Below are 22,644 nucleotides of genomic sequence, written 5' to 3'. Positions count from 1 at the left end.
AAGCGAGCGGATGCCCCGGCTCGGGGCATCCGCTCGCTTCTGTGATTGCAGAGGGTCTGTGTGTCAGCCTGCGTTGGCCTGCAGCCACGCCCACGGGTCGACGACCGAGCCGTTGATGTGGATTTCGAAGTGCAGGTGGCATGCGGTCGAGCTGCCGGTGCTGCCAACGAAGCCGATCAGCTGACCGGCCGAAACGGACTGGCCGACCGAGACCTGACGGCTGCCGTACGTCATGTGACCGTAGAGCGAATTGACCTGCTGACCGCCGATGACGTGATCGATCGAGACCCCGACACCGTAGCCGCCGTAGCTCTCCTGCGAGACCTTGACGACGCCGGCGGCCGTCGCGTAGATCGGCGTGCCGCACGACGCCAAGAGGTCCACACCCTGGTGATAGCCCGAATCCCAGAGGCCGCGGCCCTTGGTGAAGTTGAGGAGGGGCCAGCGCACCTCGCCGGTGCCCGGCGACGTGAGGGCGATGTTGGTGGGAACCGTGGACCGCGACTTCGCCGCCGAGGCGGCAGCCGCCGCCACCTGACGGGCACGCTCGGCCGCGGCCTCTTCGGCCTTCTTCTTCTCGATCTCTTCCGCGGTGGTGGCCGCGTAGCTCTCGCGCGACAGCTCGCTGGCATTCGCGTCGGATGCCGCGACGAACGTCTGCGCGTCGTCGACGGCCATCTGCTGGATCGTCTTGGAATCCTCCGCGACGGCGGTGGCGCCGGCGGCGAAGCCCGGGATCGCGACAGTTGCGACGAGACCGCCCACCATCGTGAGCACCACGAGGCTGCGCAGCGGCTTCGCCACGCGGCCCTTCTTCGACGAGGCCGCCGATGCGGCGGGGCGGGCTTGCGCCCGTGCTGCCGTCGGCTTCGCGGGCGCGGCGGCGCCGAAGCGTCGCACGGGGGTCTTCCGATTGCGCGCGCGACGGTTCTGGTCCGCCGCGGCGTGCTCGGGCACGTTCGCGTGCGACTCGATCTCTTCAGCCAAACTGGTCCTCCGGCGCCTCTGCGCCGGGGCGCCTGGCTCGTCAGCACTCGATGTCGGGGCACGATGTGCGGGCTTCACCACATGTGGACGACGAGCCGGAGAGGCAATCCACGCGGGGTCCTGTCGGCGGGCTTCTGGCCTGGTGGACTGTTCGAGGCTACCCGAAGGTCACGTTTATGTCACGCTCCGCGCCTGGCAATCTCCGCACAGTGCGTCACGAGGGCTTGCGGAATGCGGCATCCGGTGTCCTCGCACGGCGCCAGGAGCGCGCAAACACCCTGGCGGGCGTCCCATCCGGCGGAACGCACCCGCCTCAGCGGACGTCGTCGACGAGGAAGATGTGCGAGGCGATCTCGACCGGCAGCTCGAGGCCCTCGTCGCTGCCCTGCATCTGGACGAGCACGTAGCCCTCGTTGTAGCGATAGTCGCCGAAGGCGCCCGGGACGACGCCGGCGCCCTTCAGCTGCTGCAGCAGTTCGGGGTCGACCTGCGCGGGCTCGGCGAGCCGGCGGACGGTGCCGGTGATGGGCTCACCCGCGTCGTTGAGGCGGCGCACCAGGCCCACCACACCCTGCTCGAAGCCGTTCGTCGGCACGTCGCCGAGCTGGTCGAGCCCCGGGATCGGGTTGCCGTACGGCGACTCGGTGGGGTGGCCGAGCAGCTCGACGAGGCGGCGTTCGACCTGCTCGCTCATGACGTGCTCCCAGCGGCAGGCCTCTTCGTGGACGTACGCCCAGTCCAGGCCGATGACATCCGACAGCAGACGCTCGGCGAGCCGGTGCTTGCGCATGACGTCGACGGCCTTCTGTCGGCCGGCGTCGGTGAGCTCGAGGGTGCGGTCCTCGGAGACGACGACGAGTCCATCGCGCTCCATTCGCCCGATCGTCTGCGACACCGTGGGACCCGAGTGGCCCAGGCGCTCCGAGATGCGCGCCCGCAACGGCACGATGTTCTCCTCCTCGAGCTCGAGGATCGTGCGCAGGTACATCTCAGTGGTGTCGATCAGGTCGGTCATCGCGGTGTCCTCAGGGGTCTCAAGGGGCTGAGGACAGCCTATCCTCTGCTCTCGGCGCCGAGGCCGGGCCGGCGGCCGCGGCCGCACGGCGTCACGACGCGTCACGGGAACGGGGCCGCGGTGCGCGCGTCTCTAGAATCGACGCATGGCACACGTCCTTCTGCCCCGCGACATCCTGCCCACCGACGGACGGTTCGGCTGCGGGCCGTCGAAGATCGCACCCGCGCACATCGAAGCGCTCGCGGGACCCGGATCGACGCTCCTGGGCACCTCGCACCGCCAGGCCCCGGTCAAGGATCTCGTCGGCCAGGTGCGCGCCGAGCTGGCACAGCTGTTCCGTCTGCCGCACGGTTACGAGGTCATCCTCGGCAACGGCGGGTCCACCGCGTTCTGGGATGCCGCAGCCTTCGGGCTGATCGAGAAGCGCAGTCAGAACCTGGTGTTCGGCGAGTTCGGCGGGAAGTTCGCCGCCGCGGCCAAGGCCCCGTGGCTCGATGCCCCCGACGTGCGCAAGTCCGAGCCGGGCACCCGTACGGCCGCCGAGGCCGTCGAGGGCGTCGACGTGTACGCCTGGCCCCACAACGAGACCTCGACCGGCGTCGCGACCCCGGTCGCGCGTGTGCAGGGCGACGACGGCGCACTGACCGTCATCGACGCGACCAGCGCGGCGGGCGGCATCGACTTCTCGGTCCACGAGGCCGACGTCTACTACTTCGCGCCGCAGAAGAACCTCGGATCGGACGGCGGACTGTGGTTCGCCCTCGTGTCGCCGGCCGCGATCGAGCGCATCGAGCGCATCGCGGCGTCGGGTCGCTACATCCCCGAGTTCCTGAGCCTCAAGAATGCGCTCGATAACTCGCGGCTCAACCAGACCCTCAACACCCCGGCGCTGGCGACGCTGTTCCTCCTCGACAAGCAGCTCGACTGGATCCTGTCCTCGGGCGGCCTGCAGTGGGCCGACGCCCGCACCCACGAGTCGTCGCAGGCGCTGTACGACTGGGCCGAGGCATCCGCCTTCGCGACGCCGTTCGTCGCCGACGCCGGCGACCGCTCCCCCGTCGTCGTCACGATCGACTTCGACGAGTCGGTGGATGCTGCGGCCGTGGCGAAGAGCCTCCGCGCCAACGGCATCGTCGACACCGAGCCGTACCGCAAGCTCGGACGCAACCAGCTGCGCATCGCGACGTTCGTGTCGATCGACCCCGAGGACGTGCGTCAGCTCATCCGCTGCATCGACTACACGGTCGAGCGACTGGGCTGAGGCGGCCCGTCGGCCCCGTCCGCGAGCGGCGACGGGGCCGGTGACAGCACAGCCGACACCAGCGCCTCGATGGCGAACTCCGACGCGCGCGCGAGGTCGACGGCGGTGGGGTCGAGCAGCCACTGCACCTGCAGGCCGTCCATGACGGCAAGGATGCTCGCCGACGCGTTGGCGACGGTCTCGGGTGCCGTGATGCCGCGTTCGGCGCACACGATCTCGAAGGCGTGGGCGACCTCCGATCGCAGAGTCCTGTAGCGCTTTTCGAAGAAGTCGCGGCCCGGGTGGTCGTCGGTGACCGACTCGGCCGAGAGCACCACATACGCCTGAACGATGCCGGCGCGATGCGCGTTGACGAATGCCGTGCGCACGAGGTGACGGAACAGCGGCATGCCGTCGGGGATGTGCTGTTCCTCGAGATCGGCGACGTCGGTCTCGTCCCGGTGCCGGAGGACCTCGATCAGCAGCTGGTCCTTCGAGCCGAAGTGATGCAGGATCCCGGCGTGGGTCATGCCGACCTGGTCGGCGATCTCCTGGAGCGTGCCCCCGGCGAATCCCTTGCTGCCGAAGATCTCGACCGCGGCGTCGAGGATCTCGCGCCTGCGGGCGAGCGTCTCGGGCCGAGAACGCGGCTGCCGACGCTGTGCGGTCATCGCTCGGCGCCCCCTTCTTCACCGGCGTCGCGGATGCGTCCTCGCCGGCGCCTGTGAGTCTACGCACAGCCTGCCCGTGCGCTCTGGATCACCATACTTGCAAGAGTTACTTACTTGATTGCAAGTTAATTTGGCAATCACCCAGACGCCGTCGTCACCCCCCGGGAGACACGATGTCGTGCTCACATCAAGGAGGAGCAATGAGGCCTGTCGTACACCACGGTCGAGTACTCCGGCCTGCGCCTCGTCGAATCCGAGGTGGGCGAAGCCGACACCGTGCGCGCCCTCGTCGAACTGCGCAACACGGGCGACCGGCCCGCACACGAGATCGTCCAGGTCTACATCCGCGACAGTGTCACCTCGGTCAGCTGGGCCGACAAGGAGCTCAAGGCGTACCGCCACGTCGACCTGCAGCCGGGCGAGACGGCGACGGTCGAGCTGTCGCTCCCCGTCGCGGAGTGCTCGATCGTGGATGCTGCGGGCCGCCGGCTCGTCGAAGCCGGCGAGTTCGAGCTGCTCGCGGGTCCGTCTTCGCGCGACGACGTGCTGCTCAGCGCACGCTTCCACGTCGCCGACGCGGCGGTGCTCCCGGCGGGACGTGCGGAACCCGCGGTCGAGCGCCGCTGAGAGAACGCGAAAGGGTGGATCCCACCGCGCTGCGGGCGGCGGGATCCACCCTTTCGTCATGTCTGGAGGAGGTCAGGCGTCTTCGAGGTCGGGGTCCTCGTCGGAGTAGTCCTCGTCGGAATCCTCCTCGTCCTCGCCCTCGTCGTACTCGTCGTCCTCATCCTCGTCGTCTGAGTCGTCGTCCTCGGAATAGTCGTCGTCCTCATCCGAGTCGTCCCCGGCCGCGGCGTCGGCGAGTTCGTCGATGTCGACGCCGTCGACGTCGCCGGCGTGGAGGATGGGCGAGCCGTCCTCGTCGAAGTCCGACACGTCGAGGTCGTCGACGTCCTCGAGTTCGTCGTGGTCGGCGTCCTCGTCCTCGTCGGCGTGCGCGGCCTCCGCCAGGGCGGCCTGGGCGGCGTGGTAATCCGCGAGTCGCACCGCCCACGGCACCCAGTCGGGGGCGAGCAGCGCGCCGTCGCCCGGAAGGAGCTCGACCTCGAGCACGGTGGGCTCGGCGTCGTAGACCCGCGCGAGACTGACGGTCCAGAACCAGCCCGGGTAGCCCGCGAGGCGATTCGCGAAGCGCAGCGAGACGACGCCGTCGGCCTCGACGCGGTAGCCCGCGGGGTCGCCGATCGTCGCCTCGGGCGTGATCTCGCGGAGCGCGGCGAGCGCCAGATCGTGCGCCGCCAGGAGCTGAGGATCGGGATCGACGGGCACGACGGCCTCCACGACCTCGACGACCTCCGCAGTCTCCGATGCCTCGACGACGGCGACGACGTCGACACTCTCGGCGGTCTCCGAGCTCTCCGAGACCTCGTCGACGCTCTCCGGAGCCTCCTCGACGCCGTCTGCAGCCGCGTCGGCGTCGACGACGCCCTCGATCGGGTCAGGCGTCGAGTTCATCGGCGACCTTGCGCAGGACCGCGGCGACCTTCTTGGCGTGCGCGCCGCTCGGGTAGCGACCGTGACGGAGGTCTCCGCCGATGCCGTCCAGGAGCTTCACGAGGTCCTCGATGATGATCGCCATGTCGTCGGCGGGCTTGCGGGCGCGCTTCGCCAGGCTCACCGGAGCCTCGAGCACGCGCACCGAGAGGGCCTGCGGGCCGCGCTTGCCGTCGGCGATGCCGTACTCGAGGCGGGTCCCCGCCTTGGGCGCGGGTGTGCCGGGCGGAAGGGCAGTGGCGTGCAGGAAGACGTCCTGACCGTCTTCGGAGGAGATGAAGCCGAACCCCTTCTCCTCGTCGTAGAACCTGACCTTGCCGGTGGGCATGGAAACCTCGCTGGATCGGCGTCCGCGACGCGTCGCGGACGAAACAGAGCATGACGAAACCGGGGTCTTCCAACCCCACCTACCAGCCTAACGGCACGGCGTCCGCCGCGACCCCATGGCGCAGCATCCGTCATCCACGATCACGGCCGCGCGCGCTGACCGCGGCGCGGGCGTCAGCGAGTAGGCTGGTGCGGATGAGCACGAACCCTTCCGGCGACGTTCCCGTCCGCCGCATCGACCGCATCCTGGCCTTCATGTCGCTGGGCCTGCTCGTGCTCTCGATCGTGAGCTTCTTCGCGATCATGATCGCCTCGGCGTCCGGTGCCGACATGAGCGCCGGCATCTGGCCGCTCGTCGGCGTACTCGTGTACATCGCCCCCATCGTCGCGTTCGCACTGCTGCTCGCCGTCCTCATCATGAGCTTCGTGCGGAGGGCACGGGCGAACCGAGGGGGCTGACCCGGTTGGTCTCCGACGCGCGCGCCCTGGCGACGCGGCTCGCCGAGCTCGGTGATGCCGCGCTCGCCACGACGCTCGCGGCGCGCGGGGTCTCGCCGCAGGCGGGCTGGCACGACTTCTTCGACGCCGCCGAGGGCCTACTCGATCCCGCGTCGATCGACCGGGCCCTGACGCACCTCGACCGCGACGACCTCCTCGCCCTCGTCGCGCGCGATGCCGGCGTCGACGGCGAACCCGCACGGCTCGCTCTCACCGCCGCGGACGGCACGCCGTACGGGGCGGTCGCGGAGCGGGTGGCCGCTGCCGCCGCCGCCGCACCCGACGCGTTCGCCGCTGCGCCGGCGAGCGCGGATCCGGTTCCCGCCGACGCCCGCGCGGCCGCCGCCGCTGCGGAGCGCGCGTTCACCACCGCGGGCTCGCTCGCCGACGTCCTGCTCCTGTGCTCGCACACGCCTCTGGCCCGCACCGGCGCGGGACCGGTGAGCGCGGCGGACCGCCGGCGTCTGATGGACGCGGGAGCCCTCGAGTTCGCCGACGACCTTGAGGAACTGCTCGCCTCGGCGGCCGGCGCGGACCTGGCGACCGCGCACGAGCGCGAGTGGACCGTCACCACGGCCGGCGAGAGGTGGCTGAAGGCCCCGACCGCGGATCGGTGGGAAGCGATCGCCGCCGGCTTCCGCGCGAGCCTTCCGCGCGGGCTGCGCACGTCGTCGCATGGTTTCCTCCCGCCGGACGCGTGGCCGGGCATGTATCCCCTCGACCCCGAGTGGCCAGCGCGTGCGGAACGACTGCACCGCATCGGCGTGCGCTGGGGGCTGTTCGCCCCCGACCGCTCCCCTGCCGAGTTCCCATGGACGGCGGCGCTTCGCGCCGGAGGGCGTGCGGATGCCGCCACCATGGGGCCGTACCTGCCCGCCGAGATCGACCGGGTCTACCTGCAGGCCGATCTCACCGCGATCGCCCCCGGGCCGCTCGCGCCCGCCCTCGACCTGCGCCTGCGCTCCATCGCGCTGCGGGAATCGCGCGCCCAGGCATCGACCTATCGCTTCACGGCGGAGTCGATCGGCGCCGGCATGACCGAGGGCGAGACGGCCCAGTCGATCCGCGACTTCCTCGCGGGCCTGTCGCTCACCGGCATTCCGCAGCCCCTCGCCTACCTCATCGAGAGCACGGCGGCCCGGCATGGCCTGGTGCGGGTGCGCGCCGACGAGGCCACCGGCCGCACCCGCGTCGAGAGCCCCGACGCCGGCCTCCTCGACGCGATCACGGTCGACCAGGCGCTGCGGCCGCTGGGTCTGCTGATGCTCGAGGGTGACGACGCGCTCTCGTCGCGCGTCCCCCGAGACGCGGTGTACTGGACCCTCGCCGACGCGCGGTACCCGGTCATCGCCGTCGACGCCCGGGGCGTACCCGAATCGATCCACCGCCGGACCGCCGCGACGGCGTCCGAACCGGCCGCCACCCCGCAGCACGCCTACGCCCGCCTCATCGGAACGCTCCGCGGCGGACACGGCACGGACGGCGACTCCGGCTGGCTCGAGCGCGAGCTGGAGCAGGCGGTGCGCGCCCGCGCCGAGATCGTGGTGGTCGTGCGCATGCCCGACGGCTCCGAGCGGTCGTTCACCCTCGAGGCCGCCGGTCTCGGCGGCGGGCGCCTGCGCGGGCGCGACCGCGCCGCCGACATCGAGCGCACGCTGCCCGTGTCGAGCATCGTGAGCGTCCGCGGGGGCTGAGGCCGCAGCATCCGTCCTCCGTCTGCGCCGGTAGACTGATCCGTTATGGCTGACGGCCCCCTCATCGTCCAGAGCGACCGCACCGTGCTCCTCGAGGTCGCGCACCCCGACGCCGAGAGCGCGCGGCACGAACTCGCGATCTTCGCCGAGCTCGAGCGTGCCCCCGAGCACATCCACACGTATCGCATCACGCGGCTCGGACTGTGGAACGCGCGCGCCGCCGGCCACGACGCCGAAGACATGCTGGCGACCCTCGACCGGTGGTCGCGCTTCCCCGTGCCGCCGTCGGTGTCGATCGACATCGCCGAGACGGTCGGCCGCTACGGCCGCCTCGTCATCGAGCGCAACAGCGTCGACAAGGGCGGCGACGGCGAGTTGGTCCTGCGCTCGACGGATGCTGCGGTCCTCACCGAGGTGTCGAAGAACAAGCGCATCCAGCCGCTGCTGATCGGCCACCCCTCCCCCGACTCGTACGTCATCGACGCGTGGGCGCGCGGCCAGATCAAGCAGGAGCTGCTGAAGATCGGCTGGCCGGCCGAGGACCTCGCCGGCTACACGCCGGGAACGCCGCACCCGATCGACCTCGCGGAGGACGGCTGGCACCTGCGTCCCTATCAGCGACAGGCGGTCGACATCTTCACGCAGGGCGGCTCGGGCGTCGTCGTGCTGCCCTGCGGCGCCGGCAAGACGCTGGTCGGCGCGGCCGCGATGGCCGACACCAAGACCACGACGCTCATCCTCGTGACCAACACCGTCAGCGCCCGGCAGTGGCGTGACGAGCTTCTCAAGCGCACGTCGCTCACGGCCGAGGAGATCGGCGAGTACTCGGGTCAGACCAAGGAGATCAAGCCGGTCACGATCGCGACGTACCAGATCCTCACCGCGAAGCGGAAGGGGGAGTACGCGCACCTCGCCCTACTCGACGCCCTCGACTGGGGCCTCATCGTCTACGACGAGGTGCATCTGCTCCCCGCGCCCGTCTTCAAGCTGACCGCCGACCTTCAGGCGCGGCGCCGCCTCGGCCTCACCGCCACCCTCGTGCGCGAGGACGGCCGCGAGGGCGACGTGTTCAGCCTCATCGGCCCCAAGCGGTTCGACGCGCCGTGGAAGGAGATCGAGGCCCAGGGCTTCATCTCCCCCGCCGTCTGCTACGAGGTGCGCGTCGACCTGCCTGCCGGCGACCGCCTCGAGTACGCCGCCGCGGCCGACGACGAGCGCTACCGCCTGGCCGCGACCGCACCGGCGAAGATCGGCGTCGTGCGCCAGCTCGTCGAGCGCCACGAGGGCGAGCGGATCCTCATCATCGGCCAGTACCTCGACCAGATCGACGTGCTCGCCGAGGCGCTGGACGCCCCCAAGATCACCGGTCAGACACCTGTCGACGAGCGCGAGGAGCTGTACCAGGCGTTCCGGGTCGGCGAGATCTCGGTGCTCGTGGTGTCGAAGGTCGCGAACTTCTCGATCGATCTGCCCGAGGCATCCGTCGCCATCCAGGTCTCCGGATCGTTCGGCTCGCGCCAGGAGGAGGCCCAGCGGCTCGGACGCCTGCTGCGCCCGAAGCAGTCGAACCACACCGCGAGCTTCTACACGCTCATCGCGCGCGACACCGTCGACCAGGACTTCGCGCAGAACCGCCAGCGCTTCCTCGCCGAGCAGGGCTACGCGTACACGATCCTCGACGCCCACTCGCTCGCGGCCTGAGAGACGCGAAGATGCCCGGCGCTGCGGTGCAGCGCCGGGCATCTCGTCTCCGTCCGACTAGTTCTTGATGATGCGATCGAGCGGTGTCGGAGAGTACGGGCTGTTCGCCTCGAGGTACGCGGCGAACGCGTCGATGTCGAGCCCGCCGTAGTAGACGTTCTCGCCGCCCTCCGCGAAGGTCGAGAATCCGTCCCCGCCTCCCGCGAGGAAGTTGTTCGTCACCACGCGGTAGGTCGCGGTGTCGTCGAGTGCCACACCGTTGAGCGTGACCGAGGTGACCGTGGTGCCCGTATAGGTGTAGGAGAAGCCCTCGCTCACCTGCAGGATCTTGGGCTGAGCCGTGTTGGCGCCCGACCACTGCTGGACCAACAGGTTCTTGATCTCGGCGCCCGTGAGGTCGAGCGAGACCAGATAGTTGTTGAAGGGCTGGACGTTGAACGCCTCCTCGTACGTGATCTGGCCCGGGAGCTCCCCCCACGCGGAGCTCGCATAGGTGAGATCGGTGCGGATGCCGCCGGGGTTCATCAGTGCGATCACCGGCTGCGAGTACGGGCCGACCACACTCGGGTCTGCCAGCTGGGCGTCGGCGATCAGATCGCCGAGCGCCGTCTCTCCTCCGGCGTTCGGCGTCCGGTCGATGTTGGCGGTGATCGAGCCGATCACCTCGCTCGCGATGGGCGCCACCAGAACCTTGTACTTGGCGATCAGGTCGGTCTGCACCGGGTCCCTGTCGGCGTTGCGCGTCACGAGCATGTTCGCGCTCTTGACCGAGGTGCGAACGATGTCCTGGGTGCGGCGGTCGTACGTGAGGTTCGTGTCGGTGTACAGCCGGCCGAACGACGACGCGGACGTGACCAGGCGGTCCTGACCTGCCGGGTCCTTGATGTTGCAGATGTACGGCGCGTGGGTGTGCCCCGACACGATCAGGTCGATCGCGGGGTCGAGGTTCTGCGCGATCGGGATGATCGGGCTGTTGGCCGCGATCTCCGCCCCGTTGCCGCACGCCGCGTTGTACGCCGCGCTCGACGGAGGCGTGCCGCCCTGGTGGATCAGCACCACGATCGCGTTGACGCCCTGGGCCTTCAGCACCGGAACGAGCGCGTTCGCCGTCTCGACCTCGTCCTTGAACTCCAGGCCCGCGACGCCGGAGGCGGTGACGATGTCGGGCGTCTCCTCGAGCGTCATGCCGATGAAGCCGATCTTGGCGCCCTTGATGTTCTCGATGGAGTACGCGGGAAGGATCGTCTCGCTCGTACCCTCGTACACCACGTTCGCGGCGAGGTAATCGAAGTCGGCACCGTCGAATGATCCATCAGGGCACGAGTTCTGGTTGTTCGCGCCGTCGCCGTCGTCGAGGCAACCGCCGTCCGCCATGCGCTGCAGCTCGACGAAACCCTCGTCGAACTCATGGTTGCCGACGGCGGAGACGTCGAGGTGGAGGGCGTTCATCGCCTCGATCGACGGCTCGTCGTGGAACGCCCCGGACAGCAGCGGGGATGCGCCGATGAGGTCGCCCGCGGCGACGGTGAGCGAGTACTCGTGTCCCACGCGCGCCTGTGCGAGGTGCGTGGCGAGGTACTCCACCCCGCCGACTCCGGGAGGGGTGAGGCTGTCCGTGGTCACGCCACCCGGAAGGTTGAGGCGGCCGCTGGACCCGGTGGGCGGCTCGAGGTTGCCGTGGAAGTCGTTGAACGACAGCAGCTGGATGTCGATCGTCGGTCCGTTGGGCGTGTTGCCCCCGTTGTTGGGCCCCGTCGGCGGTGCCGCCGACGCGGCCCCTGACCCGACCAGGGCGAGCGCGACCGCGGCGGCGGTGATGACCGCGCCTCCCGCGAGCCGAGCCGTCGATGTCTTGCGCATGTGCACAGAACCCTCCCTTTTCTGGCGGGCGGCTCTGCCCGCCGAGATGCACGCGTCCTCGTGGGCGCGATCACGAGAAACCTAATACAGGCCCTGCGGATGCGACAGGGGAGATCGGTGAACTTCATGAAACCGGAACGATGCAGGCGGCCGAGAACGCCACTACTTCTGCAGTATCCACTCTTCACCTACTGTCGATGCATGGCATCCACCCGCGATCGCGCGCTCGACGCCGCGCTCGCGCTCGTGGGCGAGCAGGGCATCCGCGCGCTGACCCACGCTCGGGTCGACGAACGCGCCGGTCTGCCGAAGGGGTCGACCTCGAACTGGTTCCGGACCCGCGATGCGCTCGTCGCCGGGGTGGTCGCCTGGCTCGCAGAAGGCGAGCGGGCCGAGTTCGCGGCCGCAGACGCGCCCCCGGTCGAGACGCCCGAGCAGTTCATCGAGGCGCTCAGCAGCATGATCGCGTTTCAGACCGGGCCACGCGCTTCCCGCACGAGAGCGCGCTACGCACTGTTCCTCGAGGGCGCGGGCGATCCCGAGCTGCTCGCCCCGCTCCTCGCCCAGCGCCGGCTCTTCGTCGAGTGGACGATCGGCCTGCTGGGGCGGATCGGCGCCCGCTCTCCCGATGAGGCGGCGCGTGCCCTCATGGCCGCGGGCGACGGGCTCGCCCTGCATCGGGTGACCGTGGATCCGGATGCCGAGATCCGGCCGATCGTCGAGCGCGCTGTGCGCGCGTGCCTCAACTGACCGATCGCACCCGCGCCGCGTCAGGACGCGACGTAGCGGAAGAACACGAATCCCTCGTCGTCGGTCACGACCCCCGCCAGGTGGAAGCGCCGGTCGGCCTCGGCGGCGCCCTGCACGATGCGCCCGGCCTCTCCCCCGACGAACCGGGGCGCCAGCGTGATGCAGACCTCGTCGACGAGGTCCGCCTGCAGCAGTGCGCCGAAGAGGTGCGGGCCGCCCTCGCACAGCACCTGCGTCCAGCCCCGCCGCGCGAACGCGTCCAGCATGGCGGCGAGATCGACCTCGTCCTCGCCGCACGCCAGCACCGTGGCCACCGATTCGAAGCGCCTTCCGTCTGCGGCGGCCGCAGCATCCGTCGTCACGATCACCGGCGCGCGCACGGCCTCGGTGAAGACGGAGTCGGCCGGATCGAGGTGCAGACGGCCGCTGAGCACGGCGAGCGCGGGCTGGTCGTCGAGGCCTCGCGCGCGACGCCATTCGACATCCCCCTCATCGACCTTCAGCCCGCCGTAGCCCTCGGCGCGCACGGTTCCGGCTCCGACGAGCACGACGTCGGCCATCGCGCGCAGCACCTGCATGAGCTCGCGGTCGGTGTCGCCGCCGAGCGCGCCGCTCTGGCCCCCGAGCGTGACGGCGCCGTCGGCGCTCGAGACGAAGTTCATGCGGACCCGCGTGCCGTCGCGGCCGTGGAGCGCATAGGCGTCGAAGAGCTCGGAGTGCGTGGGCATCAGTCGTTCCCCTCGGGTCGGGTGTTGTGCAGCTCGTAGGCAGGATCGCGCCAGCCGAGGATCGCCTCCACCATGCGCATCGCGTCGACCGTCTCGCGCACGTTGTGCGCGCGCACGATGCGCGCGCCGTTCAGGGCGCAGAAGACCGCCGCGGCGAGCGAGCCCGGGAGGCGGTCGCCCTTCTCGCGGTCGAGCGTCTCGCCCACGAAATCCTTGTTCGAGAGCGCCACGAGCAGCGGCGCGCCCAGTCCGGCGAGCTCGCCGAGCCGTCGAGTGAGCTCCAGCGTCTGACGCGTGTTCTTGTTGAGGTCGTGGCCGGGGTCGAGCACGATGCGCGAGTCGGGCACGCCGCGCTCTCTTGCCCGGTCCCGCCGTGCGACGAGGAACTCGGCGATGTCGCCGATCACGTCGTCGTAGTACGGGAGCGGATGCTGCGTGCGAGGCGCCGCGAGGCTGTGGGCGATGACCACCCCGGCGCCGCCCTGCGCGACCACGTCGGCCATCGCCGGATCGTGCAGGCCCGTCGTGTCGTTGATGATCGCTGCGCCCGCCTCGATCGCCGCGCGCGCGACCTCGGCGTGGAACGTGTCGACGCTCACACGTGCGACCGGCGCGAGCTCCCGCACGACCGGCACGACGCGCGCGATCTCCTCGGCGACCGGCACCGCCGGCCCTGGCGCGAACTTCACGCCACCGACGTCGATGATCTCGGCGCCGGCCTCGGCCGCAGCGAAACCGGCGGCGACCGCCGCGTCGAGCGCGAACGTCGACCCCCGGTCGTAGAACGAGTCGGGTGTACGGTTCACGATCGCCATCACGGCGATGTGCCGCGACAGGTCGAGCGCACCCCCTGGCAGGTCGAGCACCGGAGCGGCCAGGGCCGAGGCGGTGTCGGGAGCGAGCGTCACGGCGCGAGATCCTCCAGGGGCACGTCGGAGTCGCGGAGCCGGTCCGGGTCGATTCGAGCTCCCGAGCGGATGAGCTCCTGCACCTCGTCGTTCACGTCCCACACGTTGACGTTCATGCCCGCGACGATACGGCCGTCGTCGGTCCAGAAGGCGATGAACTCGCGCGCGTCGAGATCGCCGCGCACCACGATCTCGGCATCCGCCATCAGCGGCGGGTAGCCCGAGAGCTCCATGCCGAGGTCGTACTGGTCGGTGTAGAAGTACGGGATGCCGTCGAAGGATGCCGGCTTCCCGAGCATCGACTTCGCCACGACCTTGCCGGCATTCAGGGCGTTCGCCCAGTGCTCGCTGCGCAGATGCCGCTGCAGCACCGGGTGGTACGCGTTCGCGACGTCGCCGGCGGCGTACACGTCGGGCGCGCTGGTGCGCAGGGCCCCATCGGTGAGGACGCCGTTGAGGATGTCGAGTCCCGCCTCCTCGGCGAGCGCCGTGTTCGGCGACGCCCCGACGCCGACGAGCACGAGATCCGCGGGAAGCGTCTCGCCGTCGACCACGACGCCCTCGGCGCGGCCGTCGCCGATGATCCGGTCCACGCCGACCGACGTGCGGAGGTCGACGCCGTGCTCGAGATGGAGCTTGCGGAAGACCTCCCCCATCTCGCTGCCGAGCGCCGTCGCGAGCGGCACGGCGTCGCGCTCGACCATCGCGACCTCGTTGCCGAATCCGCGCGCCGTGGCGGCGACCTCCATGCCGATCCAGCCCGCACCGATCACCACCAGCCGCCGTCCGCCGTCGCGAAGCTGCGCCGCCAGGGCGTCGGAGTCGTCGAGGCGTCGCAGCGTCGAGACTCCGGGCAGATCGTGACCGGGCAGCGGGATCGTGCGCGGGGTGGCTCCGGTCGCGAGCAGCACCGCATCGTAGGTCAGCCGTTCGCCGTCCTCGAGCTCCACCGCGTGCGCGGCGGGTTCGAGCGAGGTGACCGCGACGCCGGTGAGGAGGCGGATGCCGCGCTCGGCGTACCACTCGGCGGGGTGCAGGATGACGGCATCCAGCCCTTCGTCACCCGCGAGGTAGCCCTTCGACAGCGGGGGCCGCTGATAGGGCGGATGCGCCTCGGCGGCCACGACGGTGATGTCGCCGTCGAACCCCTCGGCTCGGAGCGCCTCCGCGGCCGTTCCGCCGGCGAGGCCTCCCCCGATGATCAGCATGTGGCTCATGACGACTCCTCTCGTCTCTCTCGGTGCGTCAGACGGGGCGCGCTCCGATGAATCGCCCCTGCAGCGCGGTGTCGGTGGCCAGCACTCCCCGGAACGCCGTGGTCGTGGTGAGCGCTCCCTCGGTGCGCACACCCCGCGCCGACATGCACAGGTGCTCGGCCTCGATGACGACGCCGACGCCTTGCGGCTCCAATGCGCGCTCGAGAGTGCGCGCGATCTGCATGGTCAGGGCCTCCTGCACCTGAAGCCCGCGTGCGTGGTGCGCGACGACGCGCGCGAGCTTCGAGAGGCCGACGAGCCGCTCCCCGGGCACGTAGCCGACGGTGGCGGTGCCGCGGAAGGTCAGGAGATGGTGCCGGCAGAGGGAGACGAACGGGATGCCGCGCACCACGACCGGCTCGTCGTAGGCGTCCTCGTTCGCGAAGGTCGTCATCTCGAAGGGCTCGGGTGTCATCATCTCGATGAAGGCGTCGGCGACGCGCCGCGGCGTCTCCACGAGATCGCCCTCGTCCGGATCGAAGCCGAGCGCCGCGAGCAGATCGGCGACGGCGACCATCGCCGCGTCGCGATCGATCGGCGCCTCGTCGGGCAGGACGTGCAGCGCCGTCGCGTGCGCCGGGGGCGACATCATCCCCACTCCTTCGTCCTGAGCACGATCGGCTCGCCTGACCCCGACGCTAGAACTCTCAGATTCTTTTGTCAAGGTTTCTGCTTTTAGAGGTAGACTCGTGCCGTGAGCACCCTCACCCCCAACCGCGCCGAGGCGGTCGCGGCACTCGCCGACCCGCATCGCCGCGAACTGTACCGCCTCGCGACCGAACGCCCGATCGGCCGCGACGAGGCCGCGGCCGCGCTCGGAATGCCGCGCAGCACAGCGGCGATGTACCTGGATCGATTGGCGGAGGCCGGGCTCCTGACCGTCTCGTACGAGCGGCGATCGGGTCGCACCGGCCCCGGCGCCGGGCGCCCGGCGAAGCTGTACCGGGCCGTAGCAGGCGAACTCGCCGCCACGATCCCGGAGCGTCACTACGAGCTCGCGGGTGAGCTGCTCGCCGCCGCGGCGGAGGAGGCCGACGAGCGCGGGGTGCCCGTCCGCGACGCGCTCGATGCCGGCGCCTTCGCCGCGGGCGCCGTGATCGGCGCCGGGTGCGCCGATCTCGAGGAGGCGCTCACGATGTGCGGCTACGCACCGCGCGCGAAGGACGCGGCCGCTGCGGACGGCGAGGGCGACGCAGCATCCACCGCCGATCTCGTGCTCGAGAACTGCCCCTTCCACGCCCTGGCGACCCGGCACACCACCCTCATCTGCGGGGCGAACCTCGAGCTCGTCCGGGGTCTCGCGACCGCTGCCGGCGACGCCCGGACACCCGTTCTCGCGCCCGCGGCGGGCCGCTGCTGCGTCGAGATACGCCGCGGCGCCGGCTGATCGATTCTCGGCCGCGTCGCAGGATATCCAGACGCCGCATCGGTTCCGCCGACATAATGAGGGCATGACCGCACCGCGCATCCTCGTCGTGGACGACGAACCGAACATTCGCGACCTGCTGATCACGAGCCTGCGATTCGCCGGATTCCAGGTACGCGCCGTGTCCAACGGCGCCCAGACGATCTCGGCGGTGCTCGAGGAGGAGCCCGACCTCATCATCCTCGACGTGATGCTGCCCGATATGAACGGCTTCAGCGTCACCAAGCGCCTCCGCGGCGCCGGCTACACCGCGCCGATCCTGTTCCTCACCGCGAAGGACGAGACCGAAGACAAGATCACCGGGCTCAACGCCGGCGGCGACGACTACGTCACCAAGCCCTTCAGCCTCGACGAGATCGTCGCCCGCATCCAGGCGATCCTGCGCCGCACGATGCAGGCCGACGAGGAGTCGATGATCCGCGCCGGCGAGATCACGATGGACCAGGACACCCACGACGTTCAGGTGGGCGACGCCTCCATCGACCTCAGTCCCACCGAGTTCAAGCTCCTGCGCTACCTCATGCTCAACCCCAACCGCGTGCTGTCGAAGGCCCAGATCCTCGACCACGTGTGGGAGTACGACTTCAACGGCGACGCGGGCATCGTCGAGAGCTACATCTCGTACCTGCGCCGCAAGATCGACCCGCACTCGTCCGAGCCGCTCATCCAGACCAAGCGCGGCTTCGGCTACATGCTGAAGGCCGGCAAGACCGCCTGACGCGGGAGCGAGCGAGGGGGACGATCTGGCGCACAAGCCCGACGCGATCACCCGGTGGTGGCGCGGCACGAGTCTGCGCGCGAAGGTCACCGGGGTCACCGTCGCGCTCCTCGGGATCGGGCTCATCGCCGCCGGCGTCGGCACGGCGCTCTTCCTGCGCAACTCATTGATCGACGGGGTCGAGACCCAGCTGATCGCACTCGGACGCCAGGAGGCCGCCGCACCGCTGCTCGAGTTCTCGTCGGTCGACGGACGCCTCGAGGTGGAGGAGAAGGAGGGCACCGCCGGAGCCGACTACTTCGTCGCCGTCTACGAGCCCACCCAGAAGGAGGACAACCTCCTCGCCCTCGTCGGTGGTCGAGGCGGCCCCTCCCCCGACGTGCCCACCACCCTGACCCCCGAGCGTGCCGTCACGGAGGAGCTGCAGATCCAGCAGCTCATGTCGGAGGACGGCGAGGCCGAGTTCCTGGCCACCGTGTCGAACCAGCAGTCCGAAGACACCGGGATCCTCTACCCGCAGCTGGTCGCGGTCCCGCTGGCCGCCGTCAACCGCACGATCGCGCAGTACATCGGCATCTACTCGATCCTCGCGCTCGTGGTGCTCATCGCCGGCGCGGTGGCGACCCGCTTCCTCGTCACGCTGACGTTCCGCAGCCTCGGGCAGGTCGAGTCCACCGCCGACGCCATCGCGGGCGGCGACTTCAGCCTGCGCATGACCGACATCGAGCCGACGACGACAGAGGTCGGCCGCCTCAAGACCGCCATCAACGCGATGCTCGACCGTGTCGACGCGGCACTCTCGCAACGCGATTCGACCGTGCGCCAGATGCGCCGGTTCGTGGGCGACGCGAGCCACGAGCTGCGCACTCCCCTGGTCACCGTACGCGGCTACGCCGAGCTGTACCGCATGGGCGCGATCCGCGGCGACGAGGACGTGGCGCAGTCGATGGAGCGCATCGAGAAGGAGGCGATCCGCATGGGCGTCCTCGTCGAGGATCTTCTCGCCCTCGCCCGGCTCGACGAGCGCCGCGATGTCGTCATCGGACCTGTCGACCTGCGGCCCATCGCACGGGACGCTGCCCTCGATGTGCGCGCCGCGTCGCCGATGCGCTCGGTCGCGGTCATCGACACCACGATCGACGAGCCCGCGCTGCCGCCCGAGGAAGAGGCGTCCGAGCGGCCCGAGCCGAAGCGCCGCGCGGGCGCGCCGTCGGCGAGGTCGCGAGCCGGTGCGACGCTGTCGCTGCTGCGCCGCCGCCCGAAGCCCGTGCCCGCGGCGGGCGCCGCCAGCGCCGCGCTCCCGCCGATCCTTCCCGACGAGGAGCAGCAGCCGCCGGCGAGCGGCCTGCCGCCGGTCGTGCTCGGCGACGAGAACCGCATCCGCCAGGTCGTCACGAACCTGCTGGGCAACGCCCGGCGCTATTCGTCGGAGGACTCCCCCGTCGAACTGCGCGTCGGCGTCGATGTGCGCGACCGCATGGGATGGATCGAGGTGATCGACCACGGGGAGGGCGTCCCCGACCAGATCAAGGACAAGATCTTCCAGCGCTTCTGGCGGGCCGACACCTCGCGCACGCGCGAGACCGGCGGGTCGGGACTGGGCCTGTCGATCGTCGCCTCGATCGTCGAGGCGCTGCACGGATCCGTCGGCGTCGTCGACACGCCGGGCGGCGGTGCGACCTTCCGTGTGGCGTTCCCGCTCGCCGACGTCCGCGACGCCGCCGAGCACCTCGACCTCGCGACCCAGCCGATGGCGAGGCTCGCCGACGGTCCGGAGTGATCGCCTCCTCCCCAGTCGCCGCTCGCTCCGCATCGTGCACAACGGACGACGGATGCCGCGACCCCGCCCCGTCGGACGCCTAGCGTGGCTTCACCGCGGTTCGGCATCCGGCCGCCGCACGTTGATCAGGAGCCACGAATGGCCGTCTTCACCGTCGACAGCGACACCATCCTCACCTCGACCGCCACGGTGCGCGGCACGATCGACCGCCTGCAGGCCGAGTCGAACGCGATGCTGGCGCAGCTCACGCAGCTGCAGTCCTCGTGGACCGGTTCCGCCTCGGCAGCCTTCGCGGGCGTGGTCGAGCAGTGGCGCGCGACGCAGCGTCAGGTCGAGGAGTCCCTGGCGAGCATCAATGCCTCGCTCGCGGCGGCAGGCCGCCAGTATGCCGAGACCGAAGTGGCGACGACCAGCCTGTTCCGCTGACCCCGGGAACGCAGAACGGCCCCTCCGCGAGGAGGGGCCGTTCTGTGAACGCGTTACGCGGTCGTGGAGTTCTGGATCAGAAGTCCATGCCACCGGTCGGGTCGCCGACAGGAGCGGCGGCCTTCTCGGGCTTGTCGGCGACGACGGCCTCGGTCGTGAGGAACAGGCCGGCGATCGACGCGGCGTTCTGCAGCGCCGAACGGGTCACCTTGGCGGGGTCGATGATGCCCTGCTGGAACAGGTCGCCGTACTCACCGGTCGCGGCGTTGAGGCCGTGACCCAGCGGGAGCTCCGAGACCTTGTTCGCGACGACGCCCGGCTCGAGACCGGCGTTGAGGGCGATCTGCTTCAGCGGAGCCTCGATCGCGACGCGCACGATGTTGGCACCGGTCGCCTCGTCACCCGAGAGCTCGAGCGAGTCGAGCGCCTTCTTGCCGGACTGGATGAGCGCGACGCCACCACCGGCGACGATGCCCTCCTCGACCGCAGCCTTCGCGTTGCGGACGGCGTCCTCGATGCGGTGCTTGCGCTCCTTGAGCTCGACCTCGGTAGCCGCGCCCGCCTTGATGACGGCCACGCCGCCGGCGAGCTTGGCGAGGCGCTCCTGCAGCTTCTCGCGGTCGTAGTCGCTGTCGGTGTTGTCGATCTCGCGGCGGATCTGGGTCACGCGGCCCTCGATCTGCGACGCCTCGCCGGCGCCCTCGACGATCGTGGTCTCGTCCTTGGTGACGATGACCTTGCGCGCACGGCCGAGCAGGTCGAGGGTGGCGTTCTCGAGCTTGAGACCGACCTCCTCGGTGATGACCTGGCCACCCGTAAGGATCGCGATGTCCTGCAGCTGCGCCTTGCGACGGTCGCCGAAGCCGGGGGCCTTGACGGCGACCGACTTGAAGATGCCGCGGATCTTGTTGAGCACGAGCGTCGCGAGAGCCTCGCCCTCGACGTCCTCGGCGATGATGACGAGCTCCTTGCCGTCCTGGATCACCTTGTCGACGACGGGCAGAAGGTCCTTGATGTTCGAGATCTTCTGGTTCGCGATGAGGATGTACGGGTCCTCGAAGACCGCCTCCTGGCGCTCCGGGTCCGTCACGAAGTAGGGGTTGATGTAGCCCTTGTCGAAGCGCATGCCCTCGGTGAGCTCGAGCTCGGTGCCGAAGGTCTGCGACTCCTCGACGGTGACGACGCCCTCCTTGCCCACCTTGTCGATGGCCTCGGCGATGAGCTGGCCGATCTCCGGGTCAGCGGCCGAGATCGACGCCGTGGCGGCGATCTGGTCCTTGGACTCGACCTCCTTGGCGGACTCGAGCAGCTCGGCGGTGATGGCGGCGACGGCCTTCTCGATGCCCTTCTTGAGCGAGATGGGGTCGGCGCCGGCCGCGACGTTGCGCAGGCCCTCGCGCACGAGCGCCTGGGCGAGGACCGTCGCGGTGGTCGTGCCGTCACCGGCGACGTCGTCGGTCTTCTTGGCGACCTCCTTGACGAGCTCCGCACCGATCTTCTCGTACGGGTCGTCCAGCTCGATCTCCTTGGCGATCGAGACACCGTCGTTCGTGATCGTGGGGGCGCCCCACTTCTTCTCGAGCACGACGTTGCGACCGCGCGGGCCGAGCGTCACCTTGACGGCGTCGGCCAGCGTGTTGAGGCCGCGCTCGAGGCCACGACGGGCCTCCTCGTCGAAAGCGATGATCTTTGCCATGTGTGTGTCGTCCCTCCGGAACGTTGGCTTCTGGGTATTAGCACTCAACAAACACGAGTGCTAACTCATTCTGGCACTCGACCCTATCGAGTGCAAGCCGCGATGACGGATGCGGAAACACGAAGAGACGGGACGCCTTTCGGCATCCCGTCTCCGGTGTCGGTTCAGCGCCGGGCGCTGAGCCGGGCGTTCAGACGACGCGCACGGACTCGGCCTGGGGTCCCTTCTGGCCGGAGCCGACCGTGAACTCCACGGTCTGCCCCTCCTCCAGCACACGGAAGCCCGACATGTCGATGTTCGAGTAATGGACGAAGACATCCTGGCCGTCGGCGACGGTGATGAAGCCGAATCCCTTCTCGGCGTTGAACCATTTCACGGTGCCCTGGGTCATGCGTCTCTCCTGTTGCCGGCGGTGCAGGGCTTCATCGTATGCAGGCGAAATCGCGGCATCCGGCCGTTTCGTCACTTGTTGACATGCAGGCACACAAGTGTTTACCGGCGCGAAACACGCCACCGGCGGGTCAGGGCGTAGGAGCCGGCGACTGCCCCGCCGCCGTGCGGTCGAGGCCGATCACGACCGTGAGCTGCGGCACGCCCTCCGTGGTCGCCGGGTACGCCTCGCTCTGCTCGATCTCAGCGCCGCCGATGACTCCTGCCAGGCCCGCGGCAGCCGCCTGATCGGCGGGATCGACGTAGAAGACCGTGGTCGTCGGGAAGTCCTGCGAGCCCGCCTCGCCCGCAGTCACCTTGTCGTCTGTCCAGCCCGCACCCACGACGACGTCCTTCATCTGCGTCGCGAGTCCCTGCTCGGGAGTCGCGTTGAGGATCATGACGTCGTAGTTCACGTCGATCACCGGAGTCACCTCGGGGACCGGCTCGACGGTCGGGGTGGGCGTGGGGACCAGCTCGATGCGGCCGGACGCCAGCAGGGTGCCGAAGATGCCGACGACGATGAGCACGACCGTCGCCAGCGCCGCCCACAGCAGCACGACCCATCCGCGCATGCGCGGATTCTCGGCCCGGTGGGCGCCGACGCGGTCCGTCTCCGGCACATCGTCGAAACGATCCCGGGGGAAGCTGGTGGTCGGCACCCGTCGATGCTACCGGTCGAAGCCTGAGCGTCCCGCGCGGGCCCACCCGTGTGGCGTGAAGCGGGAGGTCAGCGCGCGTCGGCGGCCCGCCCCGCGCCCTCGGGCAGACGCACCTCGCGCAGGCGGCGCAGCCGCTTCACGAGCATGGGGTCGTGCTCCTGCGCGTCGGTCGTGTCGATGAGACGGCCGAGCAGCTGGTAGTACCGCGCCGGCGACAGCCCGAGATCGGAGCGGATCGCCTCCTCCTTGGCCCCCGCGTGCCGGCGCCACTCGGCCTCGAAATCGAGGATGGCGCGGTCGCGGTCGGTCAGAGGCACG

At 70.1% G+C, this 22,644-nt stretch carries 23 protein-coding genes and 1 pseudogene; 10 read left to right on the top strand and 14 right to left on the bottom strand.

The genetic code is table 11. The features are described from left to right. Positions 1-63: 63 nt before the first annotated feature. Together MRBLWH7_RS20480 and MRBLWH7_RS20475 are read right to left on the bottom strand one after the other, a co-directional pair. Entirely contained in the window at positions 64-987 is a 924-nt protein-coding gene (locus MRBLWH7_RS20480) for a M23 family metallopeptidase (protein WP_341997863.1), read from the bottom strand. 313 nt (positions 988-1,300) lie between these two features. After that, positions 1,301-2,002 carry a metal-dependent transcriptional regulator gene (locus tag MRBLWH7_RS20475; RefSeq protein WP_341997862.1) on the bottom strand — a complete coding sequence of 234 codons (702 nt, stop codon included), beginning with the start codon at positions 2,000-2,002 and terminating at the stop codon, positions 1,301-1,303. Between the two features lie 145 nt (positions 2,003-2,147). Here MRBLWH7_RS20475 and serC point away from each other — a divergent pair, with 145 nt between their 5' ends. Next, positions 2,148-3,263 (top strand): phosphoserine transaminase, encoded by a 1,116-nt coding sequence (gene serC / locus MRBLWH7_RS20470; protein WP_341997860.1) that lies wholly within the window; start codon positions 2,148-2,150, stop codon positions 3,261-3,263. On the opposite strand, the gene MRBLWH7_RS20465 is transcribed toward serC, so the two are convergent. After that, the gene (locus MRBLWH7_RS20465; protein ID WP_341997859.1) at positions 3,239-3,913 is read right to left on the bottom strand and encodes a TetR/AcrR family transcriptional regulator; all 675 of its coding nucleotides are present in this window, start codon (positions 3,911-3,913) and stop codon (positions 3,239-3,241) included. The two genes, serC and MRBLWH7_RS20465, sit on opposite strands and share 25 nt — an antisense overlap. A gap of 204 nt (positions 3,914-4,117) precedes the next feature. On the opposite strand from MRBLWH7_RS20465, the pseudogene MRBLWH7_RS20460 reads away from it, so the two are divergent. Continuing rightward, positions 4,118-4,540: pseudogene (locus MRBLWH7_RS20460) on the top strand (fibronectin type III-like domain-contianing protein); the annotation flags it as partial. Between the two features lie 72 nt (positions 4,541-4,612). Here the strand turns inward: MRBLWH7_RS20460 and MRBLWH7_RS20455 are convergent. Together MRBLWH7_RS20455 and MRBLWH7_RS20450 are read right to left on the bottom strand one after the other, a co-directional pair. Then, on the bottom strand, positions 4,613-5,254 hold the full coding sequence (locus MRBLWH7_RS20455; RefSeq protein ID WP_342002163.1) for a DUF3027 domain-containing protein: 642 nt from the start codon (positions 5,252-5,254) through the stop codon (positions 4,613-4,615). 157 nt (positions 5,255-5,411) lie between these two features. Further along, positions 5,412-5,795: a cold shock domain-containing protein gene (locus MRBLWH7_RS20450; protein ID WP_341997857.1), complete on the bottom strand. Its 384-nt coding sequence runs from the start codon at positions 5,793-5,795 to the stop codon at positions 5,412-5,414. Between the two features lie 194 nt (positions 5,796-5,989). On the opposite strand from MRBLWH7_RS20450, the gene MRBLWH7_RS20445 reads away from it, so the two are divergent. The 3 genes from MRBLWH7_RS20445 to MRBLWH7_RS20435 are packed head-to-tail and all read left to right on the top strand — an operon-like array spanning position 5,990 to position 9,687. After that, on the top strand, positions 5,990-6,253 hold the full coding sequence (locus tag MRBLWH7_RS20445) for a multidrug ABC transporter ATPase (RefSeq protein WP_341997855.1): 264 nt from the start codon (positions 5,990-5,992) through the stop codon (positions 6,251-6,253). 5 nt (positions 6,254-6,258) lie between these two features. Then, complete coding sequence (locus tag MRBLWH7_RS20440) at positions 6,259-7,986, top strand: helicase-associated domain-containing protein (RefSeq protein WP_341997853.1); 1,728 nt, start codon at positions 6,259-6,261, stop codon at positions 7,984-7,986. 45 nt (positions 7,987-8,031) lie between these two features. Then, a complete protein-coding gene (locus MRBLWH7_RS20435) occupies positions 8,032-9,687 on the top strand; it encodes a DNA repair helicase XPB (RefSeq protein ID WP_341997852.1) in 1,656 nt (551 codons plus the stop codon). Between the two features lie 57 nt (positions 9,688-9,744). On the opposite strand, the gene MRBLWH7_RS20430 is transcribed toward MRBLWH7_RS20435, so the two are convergent. Then, the gene (locus MRBLWH7_RS20430; RefSeq protein WP_341997851.1) at positions 9,745-11,547 is read right to left on the bottom strand and encodes a bifunctional metallophosphatase/5'-nucleotidase; all 1,803 of its coding nucleotides are present in this window, start codon (positions 11,545-11,547) and stop codon (positions 9,745-9,747) included. Between the two features lie 201 nt (positions 11,548-11,748). Between MRBLWH7_RS20430 and MRBLWH7_RS20425 the strand changes: the two genes are divergently transcribed. Further along, positions 11,749-12,297 carry a TetR family transcriptional regulator gene (locus MRBLWH7_RS20425; RefSeq protein ID WP_341997848.1) on the top strand — a complete coding sequence of 183 codons (549 nt, stop codon included), beginning with the start codon at positions 11,749-11,751 and terminating at the stop codon, positions 12,295-12,297. A gap of 20 nt (positions 12,298-12,317) precedes the next feature. On the opposite strand, the gene MRBLWH7_RS20420 is transcribed toward MRBLWH7_RS20425, so the two are convergent. The 4 genes from MRBLWH7_RS20420 to folE all read right to left on the bottom strand — a co-directional run bounded on the left by MRBLWH7_RS20420 (position 12,318) and on the right by folE (position 15,781). Next, positions 12,318-13,025, bottom strand: coding sequence for a pyrimidine reductase family protein (locus MRBLWH7_RS20420; protein ID WP_341997846.1), 708 nt, complete (start codon positions 13,023-13,025; stop codon positions 12,318-12,320). Then, on the bottom strand, positions 13,025-13,840 hold the full coding sequence (gene folP, locus MRBLWH7_RS20415) for a dihydropteroate synthase (RefSeq protein ID WP_342002161.1): 816 nt from the start codon (positions 13,838-13,840) through the stop codon (positions 13,025-13,027). Before folP ends, MRBLWH7_RS20420 begins: the two co-directional genes overlap by 1 nt. Before the next feature lie 89 nt (positions 13,841-13,929). Continuing rightward, positions 13,930-15,150, bottom strand: a complete 1,221-nt coding sequence (locus tag MRBLWH7_RS20410; RefSeq protein ID WP_341997844.1) for an FAD-dependent oxidoreductase — start codon at positions 15,148-15,150, stop codon at positions 13,930-13,932. A 28-nt stretch (positions 15,151-15,178) separates the two neighbouring features. Further along, positions 15,179-15,781: a GTP cyclohydrolase I gene (gene folE, locus MRBLWH7_RS20405; protein ID WP_341997842.1), complete on the bottom strand. Its 603-nt coding sequence runs from the start codon at positions 15,779-15,781 to the stop codon at positions 15,179-15,181. A gap of 102 nt (positions 15,782-15,883) precedes the next feature. On the opposite strand from folE, the gene MRBLWH7_RS20400 reads away from it, so the two are divergent. The 4 genes from MRBLWH7_RS20400 (at position 15,884) to MRBLWH7_RS20385 (ending at position 19,539) form a co-directional block, all read left to right on the top strand. After that, a complete protein-coding gene (locus MRBLWH7_RS20400; RefSeq protein ID WP_341997840.1) occupies positions 15,884-16,576 on the top strand; it encodes a helix-turn-helix domain-containing protein in 693 nt (230 codons plus the stop codon). A 64-nt stretch (positions 16,577-16,640) separates the two neighbouring features. Beyond that, entirely contained in the window at positions 16,641-17,333 is a 693-nt protein-coding gene (locus tag MRBLWH7_RS20395) for a response regulator transcription factor (RefSeq protein WP_116196168.1), read from the top strand. Between the two features lie 166 nt (positions 17,334-17,499). Continuing rightward, positions 17,500-19,113, top strand: a complete 1,614-nt coding sequence (locus MRBLWH7_RS20390; RefSeq protein WP_341997837.1) for a HAMP domain-containing sensor histidine kinase — start codon at positions 17,500-17,502, stop codon at positions 19,111-19,113. 138 nt (positions 19,114-19,251) lie between these two features. Beyond that, entirely contained in the window at positions 19,252-19,539 is a 288-nt protein-coding gene (locus tag MRBLWH7_RS20385) for a WXG100 family type VII secretion target (protein ID WP_341997836.1), read from the top strand. Positions 19,540-19,615: 76 nt separating this feature from the next. Here MRBLWH7_RS20385 and groL read toward each other — a convergent pair whose 3' ends face one another. The 4 genes from groL to MRBLWH7_RS20365 all read right to left on the bottom strand — a co-directional run bounded on the left by groL (position 19,616) and on the right by MRBLWH7_RS20365 (position 22,643). Further along, a complete protein-coding gene (groL, locus tag MRBLWH7_RS20380) occupies positions 19,616-21,235 on the bottom strand; it encodes a chaperonin GroEL (protein ID WP_341997834.1) in 1,620 nt (539 codons plus the stop codon). A gap of 190 nt (positions 21,236-21,425) precedes the next feature. Beyond that, positions 21,426-21,626: a cold-shock protein gene (locus MRBLWH7_RS20375; RefSeq protein WP_045298154.1), complete on the bottom strand. Its 201-nt coding sequence runs from the start codon at positions 21,624-21,626 to the stop codon at positions 21,426-21,428. 130 nt (positions 21,627-21,756) lie between these two features. Further along, on the bottom strand, positions 21,757-22,326 hold the full coding sequence (locus MRBLWH7_RS20370) for a LytR C-terminal domain-containing protein (protein WP_341997829.1): 570 nt from the start codon (positions 22,324-22,326) through the stop codon (positions 21,757-21,759). 68 nt (positions 22,327-22,394) lie between these two features. Further along, positions 22,395-22,643, bottom strand: a complete 249-nt coding sequence (locus MRBLWH7_RS20365; RefSeq protein WP_341997827.1) for a DUF3263 domain-containing protein — start codon at positions 22,641-22,643, stop codon at positions 22,395-22,397. Between the last annotated feature and the right edge of the window lies 1 nt (position 22,644).

It is taken from the genome of Microbacterium sp. LWH7-1.2, from assembly GCF_038397755.1.
GTDB lineage: Bacteria > Actinomycetota > Actinomycetes > Actinomycetales > Microbacteriaceae > Microbacterium.
The sequence above is the reverse complement of the archived record's forward strand: the minus strand, read 5'-3'. Positions and strand labels throughout refer to the sequence as shown.